Raw genomic sequence first — 24,195 nt, 5'->3', positions numbered from 1 at the left:
GGCCGGTACCGAACGTGATCAAACGATCACTCCACGATCACCGCGCGACCATGCTGGTCAGCGGTCCGCGATGAGCATTTACGTCAGCGTCCGCGATGAGCGCGTACGTCAATGGTCCGCGATGAACAGGAAGTTCCGGGGGAAACCCATGACGTCCCGGGGCAGCGGCGGATCCCACGGCCACCGGCCGTACGAGGCGCCCTCCTCCCCGGGGGTCTTCAGCTCCGTGACCCGCCAGCCGCACCCGGACAGGAACTCCTCCGGCTCGTCGGTGCCGAACAGCCACGGGCAGCCGTCCTCCGTCAGCCTGCGCAGTCCCTCTCGCGAGAACTCGCTGATCATCGACTGGTGGCTGAGCAGATCCCCGGCGAGCACGCTCCCGGAAGCCGTGATCTCCGCGACCCGCTCCACCAGCCGGCGGGCGTCGGGCTCCGGCATGTAGAACAGCAGCCCCTCGACCACCCACAGGGTCGGCGCCGCCGGATCCCAGCCGGCCTCCCTGAGCGCCTGCGGCCAGTCGCCGGTCAGGTCGGCGCCGACGGCCCGGCGAGCGCAGCGGTGCTGGGCGCCGAGTTCGGCGAGCCGTTTGTCCTTCTCCTCCAGCAGGTCGGCCTGGTCGATCTCGTACAGCACGGTCTCCGGAGGCCACGGCAGTCGTACGGAGCGCGTGTCCAGGCCGGCCGCCAGCAGCACGACCTGTCCGAGGCCGGAGCGTACGGAGATCACGTCGTCCAGGTAGCGGGTCCGGATGGCGATGAACTCGCCGACGCCCGGGTTGTCGTAGCGGGCGAAGAGGGTCGCGCCCTCCTCCCCTGCGAGTTCCTCGGCCAGCCGGTCGGTGAAGATCGCGTCTTCGCGCCGCGACTCCTTCGCCCTGGCGGCCGCCGTCCAGCGGGCGGTGGCGGAAACAGCGTGCATCGGCACTCCTTCGACATGACGAAGATCAACGGCGAGGGCTGCGTACCTGTTCGAGCAGGCGCCGCATCTGCTCCGGGATCCGGGCCGGAACCAGGTGGCCGTTCTCGTCGGGACGTACGCAGGCGATCCGCTGCTCCCCGGTGGCGACCAGTTCCTCTCCTCCGTCCGGGAGCTGACGCCAGTACTCGTAGGTCATCACCGACTGGGTCTGGCCCAGCTCTCCCTGACGCATTCTGATGACCACCTCGTCGAAGACCGCCAGCTCTCGCAGGTAGTCGCAGTGGCAGCTCACGGTCAGCAGGCGCACCCCGTCGGCGAACCCGGCCACCACGTCGGGGACGAAGTCCCGCAGGAACATCTCCCGGGCGCGGCCCTGCCAGCGGATGTAGTTGACGTAGTTGACGTTGCCGAGCAGGTCGGTGTCCTCGATGCCGACGACGTGCCGGTACTCGTACGCGTCCCCGGTCATCGGAGCTCCCCCGCCTTGCCGGCGTTCGGGTCGGTCGCGGCCAGGATCGCGAGTATGACGGGGGCGGCCACACCCCGCAGCCTGGTGGACATCGTCAGGATCCGGTCATCACCGGCGACGAGCCCCACCCAGCCGCCTTCCCGCGCCGAGTCGAACGTGACCGCGGCGTCGACCGGCCGGCCCGCCTTCACCAGGCACTCGGCGGCCGTCCAGATCCGCGTGGCCGCGGTGTCGAAGTCCTCCCCGGTCTCGTCCGCGACGGCCTCGGCCAGCGCGAGCCGGTCGGCGCCGAGCAGCGTCGACCAGGTCTGCCTGCTCCGGGGCGTGACCGTCTCCAGATCGCACCCCGGAGTGGTCGTCGCCATGGTGACGCCCGCCGAGTGCGCGATCGACACGGTCTGTCCGCCCAGTACCTCCGGCTTGCCGTCCGGGCGCCAGACGACCTCGGCCTCGGCTCCGAACAGCCGCTGGACGGCCAGCCGGCTGGCCTGCCGCCGCCCCAGTCCGTCGCCGTCGGTGTCGAACAGGACGCGGCCGGCCAGGTTCTGCTCGATGAGCACGTGTTCCAGGTACGAGCCCAGCAGCATGGGGACCCACTCGCGAGGTACCTCGTACTTGCTGACCAGCTGTGTCCGGAAGCCCTGCCAGGTCTCGATGACGTCGCCGTCGCGGTCGGTGACCTCGATGTCCCAGCACTTGTCGTCGAAGCGGTGCCGGATGTAGACGTCGGTCGGCTGCGCGCCGGTCGACGGGCCCGGCACGATGCGCTCCACTCCCGCGGGGATGGCCAGTACGGTCGGCCCGCAGGTCTGCATCGGCTGCATGTAGGCGTCCCGGGCGGCCGGGTCGCCGAGCAGCAGCCGGTCGGGGAGATACCGCCCGAACCAGGAGGAGCCGGTGCCGGCCATGAGCCGTCCCGTGACGTGCTGGGCGCCGGTGCGGTGGACGCTCTCGACGAGCTTGAAGCGCGGGCCGTGGAAGAGCATCGGCCCGTAGAGGTCCGTCGCGGGGTCGAAGGCCAGCGGCGGCAGCGCCACGTCGCCGGGCCGGGTCAGCCCGAGGGTCTCGGGCTTGACGCCGGAGTAGTCGCCGGTGCGCCCGAGTGGTTCCGGCTGGGCGCCGGAGTAGTCGCAGACCGCTCGGAAGTGGTCGATCTGGAATTTGGTCGTACTCGTACGAACCGCCGTGACGACCCGGCCCGGCCCGGTACGCAGCGCCGCCACCCGTACCGTCACCGGAGCGTCCTCGGTCACGACGATGGCCCGGAGGAATTCGACGTCCTCCAGGACCGGCACGGTGTCCGTGCCGAGCAGGCCGGCCGCGGCCTGAGTCATGATCTCCATGCCCACCGTGCCCGGCACGACCGCCCCTTCCCCGCCGCCGAAGACGTGCTCGGCGAGGTAGGGATCGCTGGCCCAGCTGACCTCGGAGTCGGCGACCAGCTCGATGCCGGGGTAGTAGACGCGCGGCTGCTCCAGGAAGCGGAGCAGCGGCAGCTCCTCGCTCCCGTCCGAACCGGCGCTGAAGGTCACGGTCGGCATTTCGCCGAACCGGCCGGTGACCACGGTGACGACGGGCGCGCCGGGGTCGGCGATCAGCTCCCGCAGCATGGCCACCCCCTGGTCGGGCGTGATGGTGGTGACGCCCACGCGGGCGAGGTTCTCCACCGAGCCGAGTCGCTCCCCCATGCCGACTCCCGACCACAGGGACCACTCCACGGCCCGGCACCGGCAGTGCGGCAGCTCGCGCGCCAGCCGTTCGACGAGGTCGCTCTGCCACTCGTTGGCTATGGCGTAGTGGGCCTCACCCCGCAGCCCGGCCCGCCCGGTGATGCTGCCGAACGTGACCAGCAGCTTCAGCGCGTCCGTGCCGACGGCCGCGAGTACCGCTTCGAGCCCGCCGACCTTGGGGTCGATGGTGGCCGCGTAGTCGGCGTCGGTGAGTTCCCCGAGCAGCTTGGGCACGTTGCCACCGGCTCCGTGCAGGACGCCGGTGACCTTGCCGAGGTGCCGTTCGATCGCGGCGACGGCTTCGGCCACCTGCGCCCCGTCGGTGACGTCGGCGCGCACGTAGCGGGCGGTCACTCCGGTGGCCGCCATCCGCTCCAGGTTGGCGGCCAGTTCGCTGTCTTCTTCCGGATCGGATCGGCCGAGCAGGGCCAACCGGGTGCCCGTCTCCTTGGCCAGGCTCAGCGCGCATTCAGCGGTGATGCCCTTGCCGCCGCCGGTGACGAGCAGCACGTCGTCGGGGCCGAGCGGCAGCTCGGTGCCGCCGAGCTCCACCGGCGTCAGGACAGGCTCCGTACCGATGCCGTCGGCGTCGTAGAAGACCTCCTTGAAGCGGTCGGTCGCGGTGACCTCCGCGCTGATCCACGCGGGCGCCTCGGCCGCGTCGAGCGGGAGGGTCACGACGGTGGTGGCGACCCAGGGCGCCTCCAGGTGCAGGCTCTTGGCGAAACCGGCCCCGCCGGGCTCCTCCTGGACGATCGCGCAGCGGGTCACCTCCTTACCCGCGAGCACCGCCTCGGCGGCGGCGCGCAGCACCGCCAGCCGCTCGGCACGCGGGCCCGAGGGGAGGACCACCAGGACGCCGGTGCCGGTGGCCGCCGCTTCGAGCGCGGTTCGGACGGCGTCGGCGGCGGGATGCTCACCGATGACCTGCCAGGTGCCCTGGGTGCGCGGCGTTGTACGCCCCGACGGGGTGCTCTCGCGTCTCCCGACGGCGAAGCTGTGCACCCACGGCGCGATGCCGGGCGGCACGATGCGGGCCGCCGCCGTCTCGGCGTCCTCGGCCGGGGCCTCGCCGGTCGCGACCAGCTGTTCCAGCGTCTCGGCGACCTGGCCCAGGGTCGCGGTGGCGTACCCGGTGGGCGCGGCGGGCTCGGACAGCCCGAGCCGGCGCATGGCCTCGCCGACGAGCTCGCCCACCACGATCGAGCTGAGGTGCAGGTCGTCCAGGAACTTGCTGTCCGCCTGCACCGCCTCCAGCGGGAACTCGGCGTGCTCGGCGACCAGCCGGCGCAGCAGGAGGAGCGGATCTCCGGTGGGCTCGTCCAGGGAAGAGGAGGCCGACGAGGGAGCGGCGGCGCTGACCAGCAGGGCGGAGTCGATCTCCGGGACGACCTCGCACAGGTTGGTGATGAAGGTCGGGGTGGCGGCCGGGTCGAAGGCGCGGGTGAAGCGATCCTCGAACAGCTCGCCGACCTTCACCCCGGCGCCGACGGCGAACGCCGCGCCCAGCGTCTGCAGGATGCCGGCCAGGGAGTCGTCGTCCGTACGCGTGGCGACGGCGGGGACGTCGACGATGTCGCGCGCCAGCTGGGTCAGGACGAGGCCGGGGCCTACCTCGATGAGCAGGTCCGCGTCCTTGGCCGCCACCGTGAGCGCCTCGATGAAGCGGACCGGGGCGGTGATCTGCTCGCGCAGCAGTTCGAGGGGCTCGCCCACGACCGGTGCTCCGGTCACGGTCGAGATGACGTGCCGGCCGACGGGCTCCGGCCGCTCTTCGGCCAGCCGGCCCGCGAAGACGTCGGCGGCCGGGGCGACCAGCCGCGAGTGGAAGGCGTGCGAGACGGGGAGCCTGACCGCCGACAGGCCCTGGCGGGTGGCCCGCTCGACGACCCGGGTCACCGCCTCGGCGGGGCCCGACACCACGGTCTGGCGCGGGGAGTTCAGGCCGGCGACGACCACGGGATCGTCGCCGAGCAGCGCGGCCACGGTGTCGTGGTCAGCGGTGACGCTGGCCATCGCGCCGCCGCTCTCCGACAGCTCGCTCATCGCCCGTCCCCGGGCGGTGGCGATCCGCAGCGCCGCGGCCTCGTCGAACGAGCCGGCCCAGTGCAGCGCGACGAGCTCGCCGAGGCTGTGCCCGACGGCGGTACCGGCTTCGACGCCCAGCTCGGACAGCACCCGCAGCCCGGCCACCGAGGCGGTCACGATGCGCGGCTGAGCGACGGCGGTCTCGACCTGGTCGCCGCCGGTGGGCAGGGCCGCCATCTCGTAGAGCTCGTCGACCGAGTCGAAGCGGCGGCGCAGCGCGCCCCCGTCGGCGCGGGTGCCGGAGCCCTGGCCGGGGAACATCAGCACGATGCGCGGCAGCTCGCCGAGCGTGCCGAGGAAGATCCCGGCCGCGCTGTCGAGGTGGCGTTCCGTGGCCTGCCCGGCCAACTCGGCGACCTGCCGCAGCCGCTCGGCGAGCGCGGCGGGCGTGCCGGCGACCACCGCGGCGCGGCGCGCCCGGCGGCCGATCTTCCTGGCCAGGTACGCGGCGAGGTCGGGCAGCTCGGACCGGGACAGGCCGACCGCGATCTCGGCGAGGCGCTCCGCCTCCTGCCGCAGGTCGGCCGGCGAGTCGGCGTCCAGGCAGAACAGTTCCACGTCCTGAGGGGAGTTCATGAGCGTCCGGGTCCGCCCGTCCAGGCGGGGGCGGCGCCGGCGCGGAGACTCGATCACCACGTGCGTGTTGATGCCGCCGAAGCCCATGGCGCTGACGCCCGCGCGCAGCGGCGCGTCCTGCGGCCACGGTTCGGCCTTGCGGAGGGTGCGCAGGGCCGGGGAGTCGCCGGAGAGGATCTTGTGGGGCCGTTCGCAGCCGGTGGTCGGCGGGAGCACCGCGCTGTTGACCGCCATGACCGCCTTGATCAGGCCGGCCATCCCGGCGGCCGCCTTCGTGTGGCCGATGTTCGCCTTGATCGAGCCGATGACGGCGGGCCGCGCGGCCGGAGCGGCCGCCCTTCGAGCCTCGGTGATCGTCTCCAGCTCGGCGGCGTCGCCGACGGCGGTGCCGGTGCCGTGCCCTTCGAAGTACGACACCTCCTCGATGCCGAACCCGGCGCGCTCGTAGGCGCGGTCGAGGCAGAGCCGCTGGCCGTCGGACTCCGGCCGGGTGATCCCGCCCGCGCCGTCGGAGGAGACGCCCCAGCCGGCGATGAGGGCGTGGACGCGGTGGCCTCTCGCGACGGCGTCCTCCTCGCGCATCAGCACGACCATGCCGGAGCCCTCACCGGGCCAGAAGCCGGCGGAGCGCTGGTCGTAGACGCGCATCTCGTCGACGGCGAGCGCGCCGGCCCTGGAGAAGCCGATCAGTTCGTTCGGGTCGATGCTGATGTCCACCCCGCCGGCCACCGCGACGTCGAGGTCGCCGGAGACCAGCGCGTTGCAGGAGGTGGTGAGCGCCAGCAGCGACGAGGCGCAGGCTCCGTCGACGGCGTAGCCGCCGCCGTTGAGGTCGAAGTGGTTGCAGATGCGTCCGGCGATCGTGTTGGACAGGCCGCCGGCCAGGTAGTCGCCGTCGGGCACCGGGAAGGGCGCCTTGTAGTCGTGCTCCATCCGGCCGAGCAGCTCGGTGAGCTGCTCGGTGTCCAGCTTGCCCTCCAGGGCGTTGGCGACGATGCGGCGTACGTACGGCCAGCGCAGCCTGATCCCGGCCGCGCGCTGGCCCTCGCCGGTGAGCGAGTTGCCGATGACCACTCCGGTGGTCTCGTGCGGCGCGCCCTTGCCGTCGGGGAACCCGGCGTCGGCGAGCGCCTCGGCGGCCACCTCCAGGGCGAGCCAGTGCACCATGTCGGTGTTGCGGAAGGTCGTACCGGCCACCTTGAAGCGCAGCCGGTCGAACTCCCAGTCGCGTAACAGCGCCGCCTCGGTCGTGTAGAAGTGGTCGGGCGCCGTACGGTCCGCGGACCAGTAGTCGGACAGCCGGATGCGTTCCGGGGGCAGCCGCCGGAACGACCTGCGACCCGCCAGCGCGTTGTCCCACAGCTCACCGGCGGTGGCGGCGTCGGGAAAACGGCATGCCATTCCTACTACGGCGATACGAGAAGTCACGGGCATCCTCAAATCGAATTCGTGTTGCCGTTGCGGAGGCGGTGAAATGCGTTGACCCGCGCCGCGCGCAGCAGCGAGCCCGGTGACGCGAACTGTTTGACGTCGATGAGCCGGGAGGCGAAGTCGTAATAATGCCTGGCCGCTCCGGCGTCGCGGGCCGCCGCGGAAAGCAGCAGCCGCTCGAAGACGTTGAACGGCCGTACGGCCGAATAATCCTCCATCAGCTTGTGATGGCTGTCCAGCGCCGCGCGGTGCGTTTTGCCGTATTCCGCCAGGCCCGGCAACACGTCGCCCTGGCTCGCCACGGCGCCCCCGACCGCGTCCACCAGCCACTGCGCGGACTGGAACGCCCAGCCGCACCCGACTCCCCACAGCGGGTCGGTGGCCAGGGCCGCGTCGCCGACCAGGGCGAGCCCTGGTCCGTACGGCTTGCGGTAGATGTTGGGCAGGTCGAGCGTCCCGACGATCTTGGAGACGCGTTCGGCCTCGTCGATGCGGGGCGCGTCGGGCAGGGCGCGGACGAACCGTTCGAAGCTGCCTTCGAGGTCGGCGCGGAAGGCGGAGCTGTGCTGTTCCTTGCTGGGCGAGCAGGAGATCACGGTGACGCCGTCGTCGTTGGGGAAGGCGAAGGCGGTGTCCGGGTCGAGGAACCATACCCGGCTCGGCGCGTCTTCCGGCAGGCCACGGTACTGGGCGAAGAAGCCCAGCCGGTTGTTGGCGCTCAGCCTGACGGGCAGCCCGCTGAGGGCGCCCACGGTCGAGTTGCGCCCGTCCGCGCCCACGACCAGCCGCGCCGTCAGCCGGGTCTCCACGCCGCCCGCGGTGACGCGGACTCCGGCGAAGCGGCCGTCCTCCTCCAGGAGCCCGTTGACGTTCTGGCCGAGCCGGAGGTCGACTCCCGGGGTCTCGGCGGCGAGCCGCCTGAGCAAGGGGTCCAGGGTCTGGCGCCGGATGTTGAGTCCGTGCGGAAGCGGCTCCGCGCCGGGCGCGGGGCGCGGCTCGATCCAGCCCCAGGGCGTCCACAGGTGGGTGACGTGCCGGTGCGCCCCGGCCTCTTCGAGCAGCGGCAGCAGGCCCAGCGTCTTGATGACCGGCAGGCAACTCGGTTGCAGCGTATGGGTGCACAACACCTTGTACGCGTCCATGCCGGAATGCTTTTCCAAGAGCGCGACGCGAGCTCCCAGATTCGCGAACAGTATTGCGCCGGCGCATCCGGAAATGCTTGCGCCGACTATGACGACGTCATAGTCATCTGTCATGCGAGATTTCCCTACGAGGCTACGGCGAAGCCCACTCCCGCCTACCTGGAAGTGGTTGAACCGTAAACGGGGATTGCGTTGATCATTAAAGAGTTACCCGATAGTAGGGAGCGAGCTCTGAGATCGTCAAGAGTTGCGCGAAGGCCGCCCGATGTGCTCGCGCAGCAGCCGCAATTCCGCGGCGATGCCGGCCAGGTTCCAGTGGGCGTTGAGGCCGCTCGGGTTCGGCAGCGCCCACACCGGCACGCCGCCCACCGGCTCGGGCTGGAGACCGATCCGCGCCTTCGGCCGGGCGAAAGCCGTCCGGTACGCCGAGATCCCCAGCACGGCCAGCGCCCGGGGCCGCACCGACGCCACCAGCCCGGCCAGCCGGGCCCCGCCCTCGATCAGCTCCTCACGGGTCAGCTCCGACGCCTTGGCACTCGGCCGGGCGACCACGTTCGTGATGCCCAGCCCGTACGACGGCAGGAGGTGCTGCTCGGCGGGAGCGAGCAGCCGGGGCGTGAACCCGGACAGATGCAGCGCGGGCCAGAACCGGTTGCCGGGGCGGGCGAAGTGATGACCGGTGGCCTCCGACATCAGCCCGGGATTGATCCCGCAGAACAACACCTCGACCGAGGGACCGAGCACGTCGTCAATCACGCACCGGAGGCTAACCCATCTCCTCCAGCTTGCGCCCCTTGGTCTCCCTGACGAACTTGGCGACGAACAGGAACGACAGCACGGCGAAGAAGGAGTACATGGCGTACGTCAGAGGCAGGTTCCACTTCGACAGGGCCGGGAAGGTCACCGTGATCGCCCAGTTCGCGATCCACTGCGCCGAGGCGGCCACGCCCAGGGCGGCGGCCCGGATGCGGTTGGGGAACATCTCCCCCAGCAGCACCCACACCACGACACCCCACGAAAGCGCGAAGAACAGCACGAACACGTTGGCCGCGACCAGCGCGATGGGTCCCTGCGGGGCCGGCAGGCTGAGCCCGCGGGCGTAGGAGAACGCCCACGCGGCCGTGCCCAGCGCGATGGCCATACCCGCCGAGCCGATGAGCAGCAACGGCTTGCGCCCGATCTTGTCGACCAGCGAGATCGCGATGAACGTGCCGATGATGTTGATGACCGAGCTGGAGAAGCTGATCAGCAGCGAGTTGGCCTGGGTGATGCCCACCGACTGCCAGAGCACCGACGAGTAGTAGAAGATCACGTTGATGCCGACGAACTGCTGGAAGACCGACAGGGCGATGCCGATCCAGACGATCGGCAGCAGCCCGAGGGCGGGCCCGCGCAGCTCCTTGATCGTGGTCCTTTCCTCGGTCCTGAGGACTTGATTGATCTCCGCGACCCGGGCGTCCAGATCTACGTGCTCGCCCTCGACCTCGGTCAGCACCGTGCGGGCCTGCCTGATCCGGCCGACCGCGATCAGGTACCGGGGCGACTCGGGGATGGTCGAGGCGAACAGCAGGTAGAGCAGGGCCGGCACGACGCACGCGCCCAGCATCCACTGCCAGGCCTGCAGTCCCCACAGCGGGTTGTTGACGTCGCCCCTGGCCAGCCGGACGAAGGCGTAGTTGACCAGCTGCGAGAACGCGATGCCCAGCACGATCGCGAGCTGCTGGAACGAGCCGAGCCGGCCCCGGTAGGCGGGCGGCGACACCTCGGCGATGTAGGCCGGGCCGAGCACCGAGGCCATCCCGATCGCGATGCCCGCCAGGATCCGCCAGAAGGCCAGGTCCCACAGGGCGAACGGCAGCATCTGCCCGATCGAGCTGGCGGAGAAGAGGATGGCCGCCACCTGCATGGTCCTGGTACGTCCCCACCAGTCGGCCAGCCGGCCCGCGATCCAGGCGCCGATGGCGGAGCCGAGCAGCGCGATGGCCACCACGATCCCGATCTCCACCGGGCCGACGTGGAAGTACTTCTGGATGCCGACGACAGCGCCGTTGATCACGGCGCTGTCGTAGCCGAACAGGAACCCGCCGATGGCCGCCGCCGCCGTGATGAAGACGACGTGGCCGAGGTTCTCCTGGTGGCCGGACTGAGTAGCCATGCGGGCCTCCTCCCCGAAATGGGGATTTACCCGTAGTCACTCCACGTACGGCCATGATTACTCAAAAACTAGAGCCGAGGGTCCACCGGCTCGGATTCCAGGGCGAGTACCCCGAAAACCGGCTCGTGGACCCGCCAGCCCGCGTCGCCTTCGGCCAGGCGGGAGAGGGCCTCCAGGCCGAGCGCGTACTCGCGCAGCGCCATGGACCGCTTCTTGCCGAGGAAACGCCTGCGCAGCACGTCGAGCGACTCGGTGTAGTCGGGGCCGTAGATGATCCGCAGGTATTCGCGGCCGCGTACCTTGACCCCGGGCTGGACCCGTCCCGCCACGTACTCAGCGGGTTTGACCACCATGCCCTCGCCGCCCGCCGCCGTGAGCGACGACCACCACTCGACCGCCTCGGCCCGCGCCTGCGGCGAGTCGAGGGAGACGAACAGGTGCCTGGTAGGGGTGATCAGCGGCGAGTTCAGCAGGGCGAGCTTCGCCAGGTGCCAGGCGTGCGGCTGCAGCGCCGTGGCCCGGCCTTCGCAGGCCAGGATCTGGAACGGCGCCACCCGTACCCCCTCCAGGCCGTCGACCGGCCAGCAGTAACGCGCATAGGCGTCGCGGAACAGGGCAGCGTTGTCGGTGCGGCGTCGAGTGCGGGCGAGCAGCCCGCCCACATCCAGCCCGCGCCCGGCGGCCGCCTCCAGAGCCGACATGGCCTCGGGCAGCGCCGCCCGCGCCGCCGCGCCGACGGAGGCGTACTGGCTCCTGATCAGCTCGCCCGCCTTGGCCGACCAGGGCAGCAGCTCGCAGTCGAGCGCCACCCAGTCGGAGCCGAGTTCGGCCCAGAGCGGCTCGCACGCCGCGCGCAGCCGGTCCACCAGCGGCGCCATGTCGTCGAAGAACGGGCGCCCGGTACGCGTGTAGACGGCGCCCGCGGAGCCGTCGGTCACGCCGAAGCGGGCGGCGGCCACCTCGGGAGTTCTGGCGAGCACGGCGACGGCCCGCGAGCCCATGTGCTTCTCCTCGCACACGACCTCGCTCACCCCGGCGGCGGCGAACTCCTCGAACGCCTCGTGCGGGTGCTCCAGGTAGCCGTCGAGCGCGGAGGTCTCGGGCGGGGCCATGGTCGGCGGGAGGTAGACCAGCCAGCGCGGGTCCACGGCGAACCTGCTCATGATCTCCAGGGCGGCGGCCGCGTTCTCCTCCATCACCTTCACGCGGGTGCCGAACCGGGTCTCGATGTGCCTGGTGCCCTGGACGTCGCCGATGTCGAGCATGCCCGGGTCGCGGGCGGGCCCGCCGCCGAGCGGCTTGACCGATTCGTACCAGACCTTCTCGGCGGGGACGGAGACCAGCTCGCGTTCCGGGTAGCGCAGCGCGGTCATCGTGCCGCCGAAGACGCAGCCGGTGTCGAGGCAGATCGTGTTGTTGACCCACTCGGCCTTGATCGTGGGCGTGTGGCCGTAGACGACCATGGCCCGGCCGCGGTACTCCTCGGCCCAGGGGTAGCGGACCGGCAGGCCGTACTCGTCGGTCTCGCCCGTCGTGTCGCCATATAGGGCGAAGGAGCGGACGCGGCCCGACGCGCGGCCGTGGTAGGCCTCTTTGAGCCCGGCGTGCGCGACGACGAGCCGGCCGCCGTCGAGCCGGTAGTGGCTGATCAGGCCCTCCATGAAGGTACGGGCCCGCTCGACGAACTCCGGCGGCTCGGCGGCGAGCTGGTCGAGCGACTCCTGGAGGCCGTGCGCGACCTTGACCTTGCGGCCGTTCAGCGCGCGCACCAGCTTCGCCTCGTGGTTGCCCGCGACGCAGATCGCGGTGCCGGCCGCGACCATGCCCATGACCAGGCGGAGCACACCCGGCGTGTCGGGACCGCGGTCGACCAGGTCGCCGACGAACACCGCCGTACGACCGGCCGGGTGCTGGGCGGTCACCGCCCTGCCCTCGGCGCGCTCGATCTGCCAGCCCAGGCTTTCCAGCAGCGTCTCCAGCTCCGAACGGCAGCCGTGGATGTCGCCGATGACGTCGAACGGGCCGGTCAGCTCGCGCTTGTCGGTCCACGCCTTCTCGTACGACAGCTCCGCGTTCTCGATGGCCTCGAGGCCGCGCAGCACGTGCACCTTCCTGAAGCCGTCGCGGGAGATCTTGCCCAGCGAGCGGCGCAGGTCCTTGCGCTGGCGGATCACCACGCCGGGCCCGAAGTCGCGGTCGGGGCGGCCGACGTTGCGCTCGATCGCCACCTCCTCGGGGGTGTCCAGCACGATCGCCTCGGCCAGCACGTCGTGCTTCTTGGCCAGCTCGATGAGGCTGCGACGGGCGGCGTACTGGACGTTCGTGGCGTCGACCACGGTGAACAGCCCCCTGGCCAGGCGTACGCCGACGATGTGGTGCAGCAGGTCGAACGCGGCGGGGGTGGCCGACTGGTCGTTCTCGTCGTCGGCGACCAGGCCGCGGCAGAAGTCGGACGAGATCACCTGCGTCGGCTTGAAGTGCTTGGCGGCGAACGTCGACTTTCCGCTGCCCGACACGCCGACGAGCACCACGAGGGACAGCTCGGGAACGCTGATCGGGCTCATCGGGTGAACACTCCCATCTGGGTGGGCGGCCCGACCTCGGGGTCGTCGTCGCCGACAGGCTTGTAGGTGACCTGGTATCCGTACTGCTCGGCCACCCGCTCGGCCCACGCGGCGAACTCGGCGCGGGTCCACTCGAAACGGTGGTCGCGGTGGCGCAGCCCGGTCAGGAACTCGTAGCGGGGGTTGTACTCGATGTTCGGGGTGGTGACGAGCACGTGCTGGGGCCGGGCGTGGCCGAACACGACGCGTTCGAGCGCCGCCAGGCGCGGCGGGTCGACGTGCTCGACCACCTCCATGAGCACGGCGGCGTCATAGCCGGCCAGCCGCTTGTCGGTGTAGGTGAGCGCGCCCTGGAACAGCGTCAGCCTGGCCCGCTTGCCGTCGGGCATCCGGTCCAGCTTGAGCTTGCGCGCGGCGATGGTGAGCGCCATGGCCGAGACGTCCATCCCGGCGACCCTGGCGAACCTGGGCCGGGCCAGCAGCGCGCCGACCAGCTCGCCCTGCCCGCAGCCGAGGTCGAGCACGCTGGTCGCGCCGAGCTCCTCCAGGGTCTCCAGTACGGCCTCACGCCGCCTGACGTTCAGCGCCTTCGGCTTGACCTCCGGCGCCTCGCCCTGGGCCGCGGCCTCGGCGGCCGCCGCCTCGTCGGCCGCGGTCTCCCCCGCCGCCGCGTCCTCGTCGACCGCGGGCTCCAGCTGTTCCTCGGTCTCGTCGCCCAGCTCGGCCAGCCTGGCCAGCGCCGTCCGGGCCAGCGCCCAGCGGCGGCCCAGGTAGCGGCGCATGATCAGGCCGCGCTCCGGGTGCCCGTACAGCCAGCCCTCACCGGCCCTGACCAGCTTGTCGACCTCGTCGGGCGCGATCCAGTAGTGCTTGCCGTCGTCGAGCACGGGCAGCAGCACGTACAGGTGGTTGAGCGCGTCGGCCAGCCGGACGGTCCCGCTGAGCGTCAGCCGGACGTAGCGCGAGTCGCCCCACTCCGGAAAACCCTCGTCCAGGGGTACGGCCTTCGCCTCGACGGCCCAGCCGAGCGGCTCGAACAGCCGGACCGCCAGCTCGGGCCCGCCGCGGCAGGGCAGCGCCGGCAGCCGGATCTCCAGCGGCATCGGCCGGCCCGGCAGGTCCGGCCTGGCCTTGCAGCGCCCGGCCCGCGCGGTGCGGAAGACGTCGCCCAGGGCCACGGCCAGCAGCGAGGAGGCGGCGTAGGGCCGGTCGTTGACGTACTGCGACAGGCTGAAGTCGGGCGAGTTCTTGCCGCGTGACCGGACCAGCGCGATCGGGTCGACCTCCAGCAGCAGCGCCGCCGTGCAGCGCCCCTCGCCCGACTCCGGGTAGAAGACCGTGGCCGTGCCGAACGACCGGTCGAACTCCTGCACCCGATCAGGATGCTTGTGCAGGAGAAAGCCCAGGTCGGTGGCGGGTGTGGCGGTGGTCGTAATGGTCAGCAGCACGGGCCAAGTGTGCCGCAGTCCAACAAAGGGGCGCTAACGGTTATGTCAGACCTGTGGCAGTACCTCGGCCGCGATCAGCTCCAGGTGCTCCAGGTCGGACAGGTCCATGACCTGGAGGTAGACCCGCTCGGCACCGAGCTCGCCCAACTGGCCGATCTTGTCGACCACCTCGGCCGGAGTCCCCGCGAGACCGCCCGCGCGCAGCCCGGCCAGGTCCTGCCCGATGGCGGCCGCGCGCCGTTCGATCTCGGCCTGGTCGCGGCCGACACAGACGGTCTGCGCCGCCGACAGGAGCACGGTACGGCCGGTCTCCGCGCTCGCCTCCCGCACCCGGGCATATGCCTCACTCGTGTCGGACAGCGTCCTGAACGGCGCGTTGTACTCGTCGGCGAAGGCGGCCACCAGCCGGGGCGTGCGCTTGGCGCCGACGCCGCCGATGATGACCGGCGGGTGCGGGCGCTGGATCGGCTTGGGCAGCGCCGGGGAGTCGACGAGCCGGTAGTAGCTGCCCTCGAAGGAGTAGGTCTTCTCCGCCGTCCACAGCCCCAGGATGATCTCCAGCTGCTCTTCGAACCGGCCGAACCGCTCCCCCACCGGCGGGAACGGGATGCCGTACGAGCGGTGTTCCTCCTCGAACCAGCCGGTGCCGAAGCCCAGCTCGACCCGGCCGCCGCTCATCTGGTCCACCTGCGCGACGCTGATGGCCAGCGGCCCCGGCAGCCGGAACGTGGCCGGGCTCACCAGCGTGCCGAGCCTGATCGTGGAGGTCTCCCTGGCCAGCGCGGCCAGCGTGAGCCAGGCGTCGGTCGACCCGGGCCCCGGCTCTCCTTCTCCGATGCGCATGTAATGGTCAGACCGGAAGAACGCGTCGAAACCCAGCCGTTCCGTGGCCTGGGCGACGGTGAGCAGGTCGTCGTAGGTGGCACCCTGCTGGGGCTCAGTGAAGATCCGCAACTTCATAAGCCTCATTATCCGCTTACGTACCACCACACAATGGACGACACCCGGAGAATGCTCCCGCCGCATCCCGCCGCTCCCGCGACGGCCATAGGATTTTGTGAGCAGCGTGGCTTTTGTCGGCGAGAGAGGGGTGAGATGGCGACCCGTCCCGAGACGGCGAAGAAGATCCTCCTCTACTGGATGGACGCCACGGTCGCCCTGATGGGCTTCATGCTCTCGATGATGGTCCTCGCCTCGGCCCGCGAGGGGCGCATCTTCGTACCGCACGCGGTGGCCGCAGAGGTGTGCGTGCTGGCCGCGCTGGCGTTCCTTCCCCTGGTCCTGCGCGACGCCTACGACGACCGGCCGCGGCCCACGGCGAAGCTGGTCGCGGGCGGGCTGTTCGCCGCCGGCGCGGTGGCGCTCGTGCCACCCTCCATCACCACCACCGGGTCGTGGGAGATGGTCGGGTGCCTCTGGCTCTCGGCCCTCGCCCTCTACCTCCCGCTCCGGGCGACGGCCTGCGTGGGCGCCGCGCTGGTCGCGCTGACCACCTTCTATGTGTCGGCGGTCAGCGACCAGCCTTGGCAGTACCTCCTGATCTCCCTCACGGTGTCCGCCGTGCTGCTGCCCGCCACCATGAGGCTCTGGCGCTGGCTGTGGTGGACGATCAGGGAGGCCTACGACAGCCGGGAGGCCAAGGCCACCCTGGCCGTGTCGAACGAGCGGCTGCGCTTCGCCCGCGACCTGCACGACCTGCTCGGCCACAGCCTGTCCGTCCTCACGCTCAAGAGCGAGCTGGCCGCCAAGCTGGCCACCATCGACACGGGCAAGGCGGCGGCCGAGATGGCCGACGTACGCCGCCTGGCCGCCGAGTCGCTCGCCGAGGTGCAAGTGGCCGTGGACGGCTACCGGGTGCTCGACCTGGACGAGGAGCTCGCCGGGGTCCGCGCCGCGCTGGAGGCGGCGGGCGCGCGGTGCGTCATCGAGGCCAGGACCGACGACCTGTCCCCCGCCGCCCGTACGCTGCTCGCCTGGGCGGTGCGCGAGGGGGCCACCAACGTGCTCAAGCACAGTACGGCCACGCGCTGCGCGATCATCATCGACGGTGGCGTGCTGGAGATGCGCAACGACGGCGTGCCCGGGCCCGCGACCAGCTGGGCGACCGGGGCCGGGAGCGGGCTGCGCGGGCTGGCCGAGCGCATGGGGGCCGCGGGCGGCTCGTTCACGGCGGCCACCACGCCCGCGGGCGAGTTCCTGCTGCGGGCGGCGGTGCCCGCATGAGGGCAGTGGGCGGCGGCCGGCTACAGCGGGCGAGCCAGGCGGGCGGCGGCCGGCTTCGGCGGGCGAGCCAGGCGGGCGGCGGCCGGCTTCGGCGAGCGAGCCGGCTCGACAAGGTGCGCTGGCTGATCGTCTACAGCACCGACATCGCCAACCTGCTCGCCCTGATCGGGCTCTTCGAGCTGTACGCCCGGTGGAGTGCGGGCTTTCCCGCCGCCCTCACGATAGCGGCGGCCGTCCTGCTCCTCGTACTGGTCGGGCTGGCCACCCGCCCATTCAGGATCGCCGTCAGGGGCGGCCCGCGGCCGACCGGGATCCTGGCGGTCGCCGGGGTCATCACGCTGCTCCTGACCGTCTTGGCGCTGATCTGGGCGATCCCGGTGTGGCTGGGAATGCTCGCCCTGTTCGTCCGCAGGCGCACCATCCTCATCCTGGCCGCCGGGTCGATCGTGGTCGTCAACGTGTACGTCACGCTCGCGGTCGGGTTCCTGATCGAGGTCCTCCTCGTCCAGACCATCCTCACCGCCATCGTCAGCGGCGGCGTCCTGGCGAACCTGTGGCTGTGGCGCGTGGCCAGGGACGCCCACGAGGGCCAGGAGGCCAGGGCCAGGCTCGCGGTGTCGGAGGAGCGCCTGCGCTTCGCCCGCGACCTGAACGACCTGCTCGGCCAGAGCCTCGCCGACATCTCGGCCAGGGCCGGGGCCGCCTCCCAGACGCTGCGCGAGGATCCCTCGGCGGCGGCGGGCGAGATGTTCGAGGTACGCGATCTGGCCAGGCAGACGCTGCGCGAGGTGCGGTCCACCGTGCAGAGCTATCGGGCCGTGGACCTCGACGAGGTCCTGGCCAGCGTACGGGCGGTGCTGGAGGCGGCGGACGTACGCTGCGTCGTCCGGGCGGACACGGGCTCGCTGACCGCCGAGACTCGCACACTGCTGGCCACCGTGGTCCGCGAAGGCGCGACCAACATCCTCAAGCACAGCAAAGCCGGACATTGCACGATAACGATCGAGGACGGGGTGCTGGAGATGTCCAACGACGGGGTCGACGGGCCGGTGAGCGACCACGCGCCGGACGGGCTCGGCGGCCTGTCGCAGCGGCTCAGCGCCGCGGGCGGCACGCTGTCGGCGGCGCCTACGGACGACGGCGCCTACCTGCTCAGGGCGGCGGTCCCGGCATGACGACACGCGTACTGCTGGCCGACGACGAGCACCTGGTGCGCGGCGCCCTGGCGGCCCTGCTCGACCTGGAGGCGGGCATCGAGGTGGTCGCCCAGGTCGGCCGGGGCGACGAGGTGCTGACCGCCGTCGTCGAACACCGCCCCGACGTGGCCGTACTCGACATCGAGATGCCCGGCATGGACGGGCTGAGCGCGGCGGAGCAGATCAGCTCCATGTGCAAGATCGTCATCCTGACCAGCCTGGGGCGGCCCGGCTACCTGCGCAGGGCGATGGCGGCGGGGGTGAGCGGCTTCCTCGGCAAGGACGCCTCGGCCGAGGAGCTGGCCATGGCGATCCGCAAGGTGCAGTCGGGCGGCCGCTACCTGGACGCCGAACTCGCGGCGGCGGCCATGGCCGCGGGCGACAGCCCCCTCACCGAACGGGAACGGGACGCCCTGCGCCTGGCCGACGACGGGGCCACGATCGCGCGGATCGCGGCCGAGCTGCACCTCACCGAGGGCACCGTACGCAACTACCTGTCCAGCGCGATGACCAAGCTGAACGCCCAGAACCGGCTCGAAGCCATCCGTACGGCTCAGCGGATGGGGTGGCTCTGAAGCTCGTTCGCCCGCTCGCGATCCGGGCAGCACGAACCAGAACTGGACGCTGGGGCCTCGGGTGCATGTCGGCAAGTAGGCGATCGGTCGTGACGGCTCCCCTGGACAGGCACGTACAGCTCTCAGAGATCCGGCGGAGGATCACCTGATGTCAGATGGTGCGCAGGGGGCCGGCGGCGCGGACGACGCCTCAATGGACTACTACCTGATCTTCGCCACGCCAGAGGACAGGGACCGTGGAGCGCCACCCCTGGGGATCCTGGTCGAGGAGTTCGTCCTCTGCGCCGACTACACCGCGGCCGGTATCGACAGTGTCGAGTGGTCGGCGGCGACCGGTGCCTGGCGCGGTTCGGCCACGACGAGCCGCGACATCCGTACCGACGCACTGCCGCGTTCGCGGGTGATCCCGGTGAGCCGTCACGACGCGAGCGACGCTTACCAGGCGTGCGGCGGGGGCGAACTGCCGCGGGAGGCGGAGATCCGCACCTTGTCCCGCGAACGCCAGCCGTTGCCGGCCGCCGCCCCGCTCGACCTGGGCACGACCGGATCGCGCCGCTACCGCGTCCTGTTCGCCGGGGAACCGCGCGACCTGGGGAGCCTTCGCTCTGCCCTGAGGCTGGAGCCGGTCGAAGACCCCGCGGATCCCCTGGCCCGCGTGATCGGCACGGCGACGGCGACCGCCGCGGGGCACGACTTCACCTGGGAATTGCGGCGGATCGGTCCGGGAATCGCCTGGTGTCTCGATGTGACCGTACGCCTGGGAACCGGCCCGGAGACCCCCATCGGGGCGCTGCTCCACCACCATCGACAGGCGATCCGCGGGCAATGCCTGATTCCCGTCACCATCGAAAGATTCGCCTGAACGCGCCGACACGGTCGTCTGGCCGGGCCTGCCGCGCCGCACCGGTGACCCGATCACCGGTGTCCTCGCCGCGGCGGAGACCGGGCCAAGGAGGCGGACTGCTGCCGATCAACCCTCCTCGAAGGCGGCGCGGAGTGCGGGGAGGTTGTCCAGCAGGGTGCGCACGCCGAGCCGGTCGGCGGTGGCCGAGGCGTAGACGAATTGCACGTCGACCCGCCAGCCGCCGAACCGTAGCGGCAGGAGCACAGTGTCGCCGTCCCGGATCGATCGTGCTGCGACGAAACGGGGGACTATGGCGACGAAGCCAGCGTCGACCGCCAGCCGGATCGCGGTCGACGGCAGGCCGGTGGTGTGGATCGGGGCGTTCAGTCCTCGGTCCGGATGTTCGAGGGAAGCGGCGAGTTCCTGGGCGTCACGACCCCACCGGTAGACGATGACGCCCGTTCCGCTGAGGTGTTCGATCCTGAGGCGTCTGCGTTCGGCGAGAGGATGGTCCCGATGGCACACCGCCACCAGCGCGGAGCGGTCGATCGGCTCGGACCGCAACCCGCGCAACGGCACCTTGGGCATCACGAATCCGGCGTGGACGCTACCGTCGACGAGGCGGCCGACGACCTCGCCGCTGTGTGCGACCCGGCAGTGCACGGCAATCGGTTCGCCCGCGACCGCTCGCAGCGCGGCAGGGAAGACGACGTCGCCGAGGCTCGCGGGCGCGGCGAGAACGAGCCGTTGGGTCTCATGCTTCGCCACTCCGATGGCCGCCTCGTCGAGAAGGTCGAGACATCGCTGTGCGTAGTCGTTCAACCGCTCGCCGGCCGGTGTGGTGATGCTGCCCCGCGGGCCCCGCACGAACAACGTGGTGCCGAGCTTGCGCTCCAGGGCGGCGATCCTGGCGCTGACCGACGGCATCGACAGCCGTAGGTCGGTGGCCGCGGCGCCGAGGCTTCCCGTGCGGACCACCGTGGTGAACACGACCAGATCCATTGTCTCGATCTTGTGACCGGTGCCACCGAAGCCGGGGACAGTCATAGGCACAGCCTAACCCTGGCCCCAGACATTTCAGGTCTACCTCAGCGATTCGGACATCATGGATAGTTCTGGGCATGACTCAGACGCCGTCGGCTGTTTCGCCAGGCGAGGATCTGCGCCTGCGGCGCGGGCTCGGTACCATGTCCCTTTCCCTGATCACTTTCTCCAGCGTCATCGGCTCGGGCTGGCTGCTCGCGCCGTACACCGTGGCCAAGGCGGCCGGACCGGCCGCCTTCCTGTCCTGGACGATCGCCTCGGTCGCCACCGCCCTGGTGTCGCTCGCCTTCATCGACCTCGCCTTCCGTCATCCGATGTCCGGCGGCAACGTCCGCTGGCCGCAACTGGCGTCAGGCCCGCTGGTCGGCAGCGTGGTCGGCTGGGCGGTGTTTCTCCAGGCGGTCAGCGCCGGGCCGAGCGAGTCGACGGCGGTCGTGCAATACGCGGCCAAGTGGCTGCCTTGGGTGATGTCCGGCGAGTCGTTGAGCTGGCCGGGACGGCTGATCGCCGCCGGGCTGCTCGTGTTCTTCTGCACGCTCAACCTGTTCGGGATCAAACTGCTCGCCAAGGTGAACAACGTGGTCGCCACCATCAAGGTGGTGATCCCGGCGCTTACCGTGATCCTTTTGCTGGCCAGCGGCTTCGACACGACCAACGTGGCGACCGGCGGCGGGATCGCACCCTACGGCGTCTCGGCGGCACTCACCGCGGTGGTGGGCGGCGGGCTGGTGTACTCGTTCACCGGAATCAACGCCGCGGCCGTGATGTCCGGCGAGGCGAAGGATCCGCGCCGCACGGTGCCGAGGGCCACGCTGATCGTGCTGGCCGGGACGATCGTGCTGTACATGGGCCTGCAAGCGGTGATGATCTTCTCGCTGCCCAACGGGCTGCTCGGCAGCGGCTGGCACGGGATCAACCTCAGTTCGCCGCTCGCCTCGCTCGCCACTCTGCTCGGCCTGTCCTGGTTCGCCACCGTGCTGCTCGCCGACGCAATCTTCTCCCCTTCCGGCAGCCTGCTGATCGGCATCGGTGTCAAGGGCCGCTACACCTACGGCGCGGCGCAGAATGGCCTGCTGCCCGCCGCACTGACAAAAGTGGACTCGCGGTTCGGCATTCCCCGGCGCGCGCTGCTGCTCAACGTCGGCATCGGCTCGGTCATCGTGCTCACCTTCGGGAACTGGAAATCCATCGCCAGCTCGCTGAGCTTCTACTACGGACTCTCCTATGCGGCCGTCTCGGTCGCGGTAACCGTACTCGCGGCGGCGACTCCGCCAGACCAGGGCTGGCTCCGAAGGTGGGCGATTCCGGTCGGCTTCGCGTCCTTCGTGCTTTCCGGCCTCATTCTCTACTGGTCGACCTGGGAAAAGATCCGGGTCGCCGTGCCGTTGCTGCTGATCGGCTTCCTGATCTACCTCGTCCGAACAACCAGGATGCGAGCGGCGGGCGGCTGGCTGGTGGGCTTCCTGCTCATGCTCGCGGTGCTGTCCGCGCTCGGCTCGTTCGAAGGGGCCGGCGTCGTCGCCGCGCCGTACGACTCCATTCTCGTCGGTGTGTTCAGCGCGGGAATCTGGTGGCTCGCGCACCGATCCGGCCTGCGCCACCAGCGATCACTGGCAGCAGCCGCAACCTCGCAAGACGTAAGGAGCATGGCTTGATCGAGATGGCGATCGACCTCGACTGGGACCTCGAGCGATCCCGCGCCCGGCGGAACAAGCGGTGGTCTCAGTACGACCGGGACATCATCGATCTCACCGTCGCCGAGATGGATCTGCCGGTCGCCGGACCCATCCTCGCCGCCGTTCAGGACGACGTGCAACGGCAAGCGTTCGGCTATCCGGTCGCCGACGAGCTCAGCGAGGTTCCCCAGGCGGCCAGCCAATGGCTCACCGAGGAGCACGGTCTCACGGTCGGCCCGGACCGAGTGCGACTGCTGCCGGAGTTGATGCGCGGCGTGACCATGTCGATCAGGCACCTGACCAGGGCGGATTCGCCGGTGGTCGTGCCGACCCCGACCTACGGCCGGTTCTTCGACGCCATCCGGGTCGCCGGTCGCGAGGCCGTCGAGGTGCCGATGCGCATCGGAGAACGAGGCTACGAACTCGACCTCGACGGGATCGACCGGGCACTGCGCGCGGGCGCGGGCAGCGTCCTGCTCTGCCATCCCAGCAACCCAACGGGCCGTGTGTTCGATCGCGACGAGTTGCAGGGCCTGGCCGAACTCGCCGCGCGGCACGGCGCGCGAGTGATCAGCGACGAGATCCACGCGCCGCTGCGCTATCACCTCGGTTTCACCCCGTACGGCTCGCTCGACGACAACGCGATCACTCTGATCAGCGCGACCAAGGCGTGGAACTTCCCCGGCCTGCGGTGCGGGCTGATCGCTTTCAGCAATCCAGACGACGCGCGGCTCTGGCAGAGCCTGCCGAGGGCGGCGGTGGGCGGGATGAGTCCGCTCGGCATGACGGCAACCGTCGCCGCGCTCCGCGACGGCAGGCCGTGGCTGCGCGAGGCAGTCCGGTTCCTGGACGGCAACCGGAAGCTGGTCACCAACGTGCTCGCCGACCTGGACATCGGATACATAGAGCCGGACGCGGGTTTCCTCGCCTGGCTCGACCTGCGCCGGTTCGGGCTCGCTGACCCGGCGGCCCACCTGCTGGACCGGACCAACATCGCCACCACCTCGGGAGCCGATCACGGAGCGTCGGGGAACGGCTTCATCCGGCTCAACTTCGCGACTCCGCCTGACGTACTCACCGATGCCCTTGATCGAGTCATCAACTGTCTGGTCGGCCGCTAATCGGTGCCCTCGGTCAGCAGGTTGCCGGTGTGGAGGTCGCCGCGGAACCAGACCGGGGGCGCCCGCGCGACGCCGGCCCGCCTGGCGCGGTTCCGGTCTGCCAGTCGATGAGCGGGCGGGACGGTCATGACATTAAGCTGATCGGGTCCGGCACAGGAAGGCCGCCCATGGCTCAGCCGCTCTACCAGCGGATCGTGAACGACTACCGCGAGGCCATCGAGTCCGGCAGGCTCCGCCCCGGTGAGCTCCTACCGTCCGAGCCGGAGCTCATCGCCCGATATCACGCCAGCAAGAGCACCGTCGGCAAGGCCATCGCCGCCTTGAAGGCGGAAGGACTGGTGTTCAGCCAGCGCGGTCGCGGCGTCTTCGCCAGGCGTCGGCCCTCGATTCGGCGCATCGCGTCTGAGCGGTATCGCGCGGACATGGAGCCGCAGGACACACCACAGACGTCCTTTACGGCCGAGCAGGGCATCGCCTGGCAGGACTACCGGCTCGACCGGACCTATGAGTGGATCGAGGCGGACGAGCGCCTGGGCGAGCTGTTCGGCGTCGCGGTCGGGACGCGCGTCCTGGAGCGGCGCTTCGTCTTCCATTCCAAGGGAGAGCCGACCCAGATGTCCCGGCCGTGCCTGCTCGCCTCCGATGTCGAGGGCACGCCGGTCGCCGACCCCGATCGCGAACCGTGGCCGGGCGGAACCATCGCCCAGTTGCGCTCCATCGGCATCGTCGTGGACGACGTCCAAGAGAGCGTCTCGGCGCGGATGCCCACGCCGGAGGAGACGGCCACGTTGAGCATCGGATCCGGGGTGCCCGTGTTCGCCATCACCCGCCGCATGCTGGCCCAGGGCCGCGTTGTCGAAGTGGCCGATCCCATCGTCATCCCTGCCGATCGGGCGATTCTCGACTACCAGATCAAGCTCGGCTGCCCCGGCCCCAACCCTTGAGCTCGCGGTCCTGGCGGGTTCGTGGTCGTCCCATCCAGCACCCATTTGGGC

General features: G+C 70.8%; 18 protein-coding genes. 7 read left to right on the top strand and 11 right to left on the bottom strand.

Annotated elements, in window-relative coordinates:
- Positions 1–108: 108 nt before the first annotated feature.
- The 9 genes from AB0L53_RS14075 to AB0L53_RS14035 all read right to left on the bottom strand — a co-directional run bounded on the left by AB0L53_RS14075 (position 109) and on the right by AB0L53_RS14035 (position 15,481).
- The gene (locus AB0L53_RS14075) at positions 109–918 is read right to left on the bottom strand and encodes an SAM-dependent methyltransferase (protein WP_363993251.1); all 810 of its coding nucleotides are present in this window, start codon (positions 916–918) and stop codon (positions 109–111) included.
- Positions 919–943: 25 nt separating this feature from the next.
- Positions 944–1,387, bottom strand: coding sequence for an acyl-CoA thioesterase (locus AB0L53_RS14070; protein ID WP_357940874.1), 444 nt, complete (start codon positions 1,385–1,387; stop codon positions 944–946).
- Positions 1,384–7,209 carry a type I polyketide synthase gene (locus AB0L53_RS14065; protein WP_363993250.1) on the bottom strand — a complete coding sequence of 1,942 codons (5,826 nt, stop codon included), beginning with the start codon at positions 7,207–7,209 and terminating at the stop codon, positions 1,384–1,386. Before AB0L53_RS14065 ends, AB0L53_RS14070 begins: the two co-directional genes overlap by 4 nt.
- A gap of 8 nt (positions 7,210–7,217) precedes the next feature.
- On the bottom strand, positions 7,218–8,468 hold the full coding sequence (locus AB0L53_RS14060; RefSeq protein WP_363993249.1) for an NAD(P)/FAD-dependent oxidoreductase: 1,251 nt from the start codon (positions 8,466–8,468) through the stop codon (positions 7,218–7,220).
- A gap of 126 nt (positions 8,469–8,594) precedes the next feature.
- Positions 8,595–9,110 (bottom strand): G/U mismatch-specific DNA glycosylase, encoded by a 516-nt coding sequence (gene mug / locus AB0L53_RS14055; protein WP_363993248.1) that lies wholly within the window; start codon positions 9,108–9,110, stop codon positions 8,595–8,597.
- Between the two features lie 10 nt (positions 9,111–9,120).
- Positions 9,121–10,509: a sugar porter family MFS transporter gene (locus tag AB0L53_RS14050; protein ID WP_358549185.1), complete on the bottom strand. Its 1,389-nt coding sequence runs from the start codon at positions 10,507–10,509 to the stop codon at positions 9,121–9,123.
- 68 nt (positions 10,510–10,577) lie between these two features.
- On the bottom strand, positions 10,578–13,073 hold the full coding sequence (locus AB0L53_RS14045) for a polynucleotide kinase-phosphatase (RefSeq protein WP_363993247.1): 2,496 nt from the start codon (positions 13,071–13,073) through the stop codon (positions 10,578–10,580).
- On the bottom strand, positions 13,070–14,521 hold the full coding sequence (locus AB0L53_RS14040) for a 3' terminal RNA ribose 2'-O-methyltransferase Hen1 (protein WP_363993246.1): 1,452 nt from the start codon (positions 14,519–14,521) through the stop codon (positions 13,070–13,072). Before AB0L53_RS14040 ends, AB0L53_RS14045 begins: the two co-directional genes overlap by 4 nt.
- A gap of 45 nt (positions 14,522–14,566) precedes the next feature.
- Positions 14,567–15,481, bottom strand: coding sequence for a TIGR03560 family F420-dependent LLM class oxidoreductase (locus AB0L53_RS14035; protein ID WP_363993245.1), 915 nt, complete (start codon positions 15,479–15,481; stop codon positions 14,567–14,569).
- Between the two features lie 135 nt (positions 15,482–15,616).
- Here AB0L53_RS14035 and AB0L53_RS14030 point away from each other — a divergent pair, with 135 nt between their 5' ends.
- The 4 genes from AB0L53_RS14030 to AB0L53_RS14015 all read left to right on the top strand — a co-directional run bounded on the left by AB0L53_RS14030 (position 15,617) and on the right by AB0L53_RS14015 (position 19,377).
- Complete coding sequence (locus AB0L53_RS14030) at positions 15,617–16,744, top strand: histidine kinase (protein WP_363993244.1); 1,128 nt, start codon at positions 15,617–15,619, stop codon at positions 16,742–16,744.
- A complete protein-coding gene (locus AB0L53_RS14025) occupies positions 16,741–17,919 on the top strand; it encodes a histidine kinase (protein ID WP_363993243.1) in 1,179 nt (392 codons plus the stop codon). The genes AB0L53_RS14030 and AB0L53_RS14025 overlap by 4 nt, the downstream gene beginning before the upstream one ends.
- Complete coding sequence (locus AB0L53_RS14020) at positions 17,916–18,515, top strand: response regulator transcription factor (protein ID WP_358549200.1); 600 nt, start codon at positions 17,916–17,918, stop codon at positions 18,513–18,515. The genes AB0L53_RS14025 and AB0L53_RS14020 overlap by 4 nt, the downstream gene beginning before the upstream one ends.
- A gap of 148 nt (positions 18,516–18,663) precedes the next feature.
- Positions 18,664–19,377 (top strand): hypothetical protein, encoded by a 714-nt coding sequence (locus AB0L53_RS14015; protein ID WP_363993242.1) that lies wholly within the window; start codon positions 18,664–18,666, stop codon positions 19,375–19,377.
- A gap of 108 nt (positions 19,378–19,485) precedes the next feature.
- Here AB0L53_RS14015 and AB0L53_RS14010 read toward each other — a convergent pair whose 3' ends face one another.
- Positions 19,486–20,406, bottom strand: a complete 921-nt coding sequence (locus AB0L53_RS14010; RefSeq protein ID WP_363993241.1) for a LysR family transcriptional regulator — start codon at positions 20,404–20,406, stop codon at positions 19,486–19,488.
- 140 nt (positions 20,407–20,546) lie between these two features.
- Here AB0L53_RS14010 and AB0L53_RS14005 point away from each other — a divergent pair, with 140 nt between their 5' ends.
- Both AB0L53_RS14005 and AB0L53_RS14000 read left to right on the top strand, forming a co-directional pair.
- Positions 20,547–22,058 carry an APC family permease gene (locus AB0L53_RS14005; RefSeq protein WP_363993240.1) on the top strand — a complete coding sequence of 504 codons (1,512 nt, stop codon included), beginning with the start codon at positions 20,547–20,549 and terminating at the stop codon, positions 22,056–22,058.
- 5 nt (positions 22,059–22,063) lie between these two features.
- Positions 22,064–23,200, top strand: coding sequence for an aminotransferase class I/II-fold pyridoxal phosphate-dependent enzyme (locus tag AB0L53_RS14000; RefSeq protein WP_363993650.1), 1,137 nt, complete (start codon positions 22,064–22,066; stop codon positions 23,198–23,200).
- Here AB0L53_RS14000 and AB0L53_RS13995 read toward each other — a convergent pair.
- Complete coding sequence (locus tag AB0L53_RS13995; RefSeq protein ID WP_363993239.1) at positions 23,197–23,328, bottom strand: hypothetical protein; 132 nt, start codon at positions 23,326–23,328, stop codon at positions 23,197–23,199. The two genes, AB0L53_RS14000 and AB0L53_RS13995, sit on opposite strands and share 4 nt — an antisense overlap.
- 39 nt (positions 23,329–23,367) lie before the next feature.
- Between AB0L53_RS13995 and AB0L53_RS13990 the strand changes: the two genes are divergently transcribed.
- On the top strand, positions 23,368–24,144 hold the full coding sequence (locus tag AB0L53_RS13990; protein ID WP_363993238.1) for a GntR family transcriptional regulator: 777 nt from the start codon (positions 23,368–23,370) through the stop codon (positions 24,142–24,144).
- Positions 24,145–24,195 lie beyond the last annotated feature (51 nt).

It is taken from the genome of Nonomuraea sp. NPDC052129, assembly GCF_040680095.1.
Classification (GTDB): domain Bacteria; phylum Actinomycetota; class Actinomycetes; order Streptosporangiales; family Streptosporangiaceae; genus Nonomuraea.
The sequence above is the reverse complement of the archived record's forward strand: the minus strand, read 5'-3'. Positions and strand labels throughout refer to the sequence as shown.

Bases quoted from the DNA above. Each gene is read 5' to 3' on its own strand.
- AB0L53_RS14075 (WP_363993251.1), bottom strand. From the start codon at position 918: ATGCACGCTGTTTCCGCCACCGCCCGCTGGACGGCGGCCGCCAGGGCG.
- AB0L53_RS14070 (WP_357940874.1), bottom strand. From the start codon at position 1,387: ATGACCGGGGACGCGTACGAGTACCGGCACGTCGTCGGCATCGAGGAC.
- AB0L53_RS14060 (WP_363993249.1), bottom strand. From the start codon at position 8,468: ATGACAGATGACTATGACGTCGTCATAGTCGGCGCAAGCATTTCCGGA.
- AB0L53_RS14050 (WP_358549185.1), bottom strand. From the start codon at position 10,509: ATGGCTACTCAGTCCGGCCACCAGGAGAACCTCGGCCACGTCGTCTTC.
- AB0L53_RS14045 (WP_363993247.1), bottom strand. From the start codon at position 13,073: ATGAGCCCGATCAGCGTTCCCGAGCTGTCCCTCGTGGTGCTCGTCGGC.
- AB0L53_RS14035 (WP_363993245.1), bottom strand. From the start codon at position 15,481: ATGAAGTTGCGGATCTTCACTGAGCCCCAGCAGGGTGCCACCTACGAC.
- AB0L53_RS14030 (WP_363993244.1), top strand. From the start codon at position 15,617: ATGGCGACCCGTCCCGAGACGGCGAAGAAGATCCTCCTCTACTGGATG.
- AB0L53_RS14025 (WP_363993243.1), top strand. From the start codon at position 16,741: ATGAGGGCAGTGGGCGGCGGCCGGCTACAGCGGGCGAGCCAGGCGGGC.
- AB0L53_RS14020 (WP_358549200.1), top strand. From the start codon at position 17,916: ATGACGACACGCGTACTGCTGGCCGACGACGAGCACCTGGTGCGCGGC.
- AB0L53_RS14015 (WP_363993242.1), top strand. From the start codon at position 18,664: ATGTCAGATGGTGCGCAGGGGGCCGGCGGCGCGGACGACGCCTCAATG.
- AB0L53_RS14010 (WP_363993241.1), bottom strand. From the start codon at position 20,406: ATGACTGTCCCCGGCTTCGGTGGCACCGGTCACAAGATCGAGACAATG.
- AB0L53_RS14005 (WP_363993240.1), top strand. From the start codon at position 20,547: ATGTCCCTTTCCCTGATCACTTTCTCCAGCGTCATCGGCTCGGGCTGG.
- AB0L53_RS14000 (WP_363993650.1), top strand. From the start codon at position 22,064: ATGGCGATCGACCTCGACTGGGACCTCGAGCGATCCCGCGCCCGGCGG.
- AB0L53_RS13995 (WP_363993239.1), bottom strand. From the start codon at position 23,328: ATGACCGTCCCGCCCGCTCATCGACTGGCAGACCGGAACCGCGCCAGG.
- AB0L53_RS13990 (WP_363993238.1), top strand. From the start codon at position 23,368: ATGGCTCAGCCGCTCTACCAGCGGATCGTGAACGACTACCGCGAGGCC.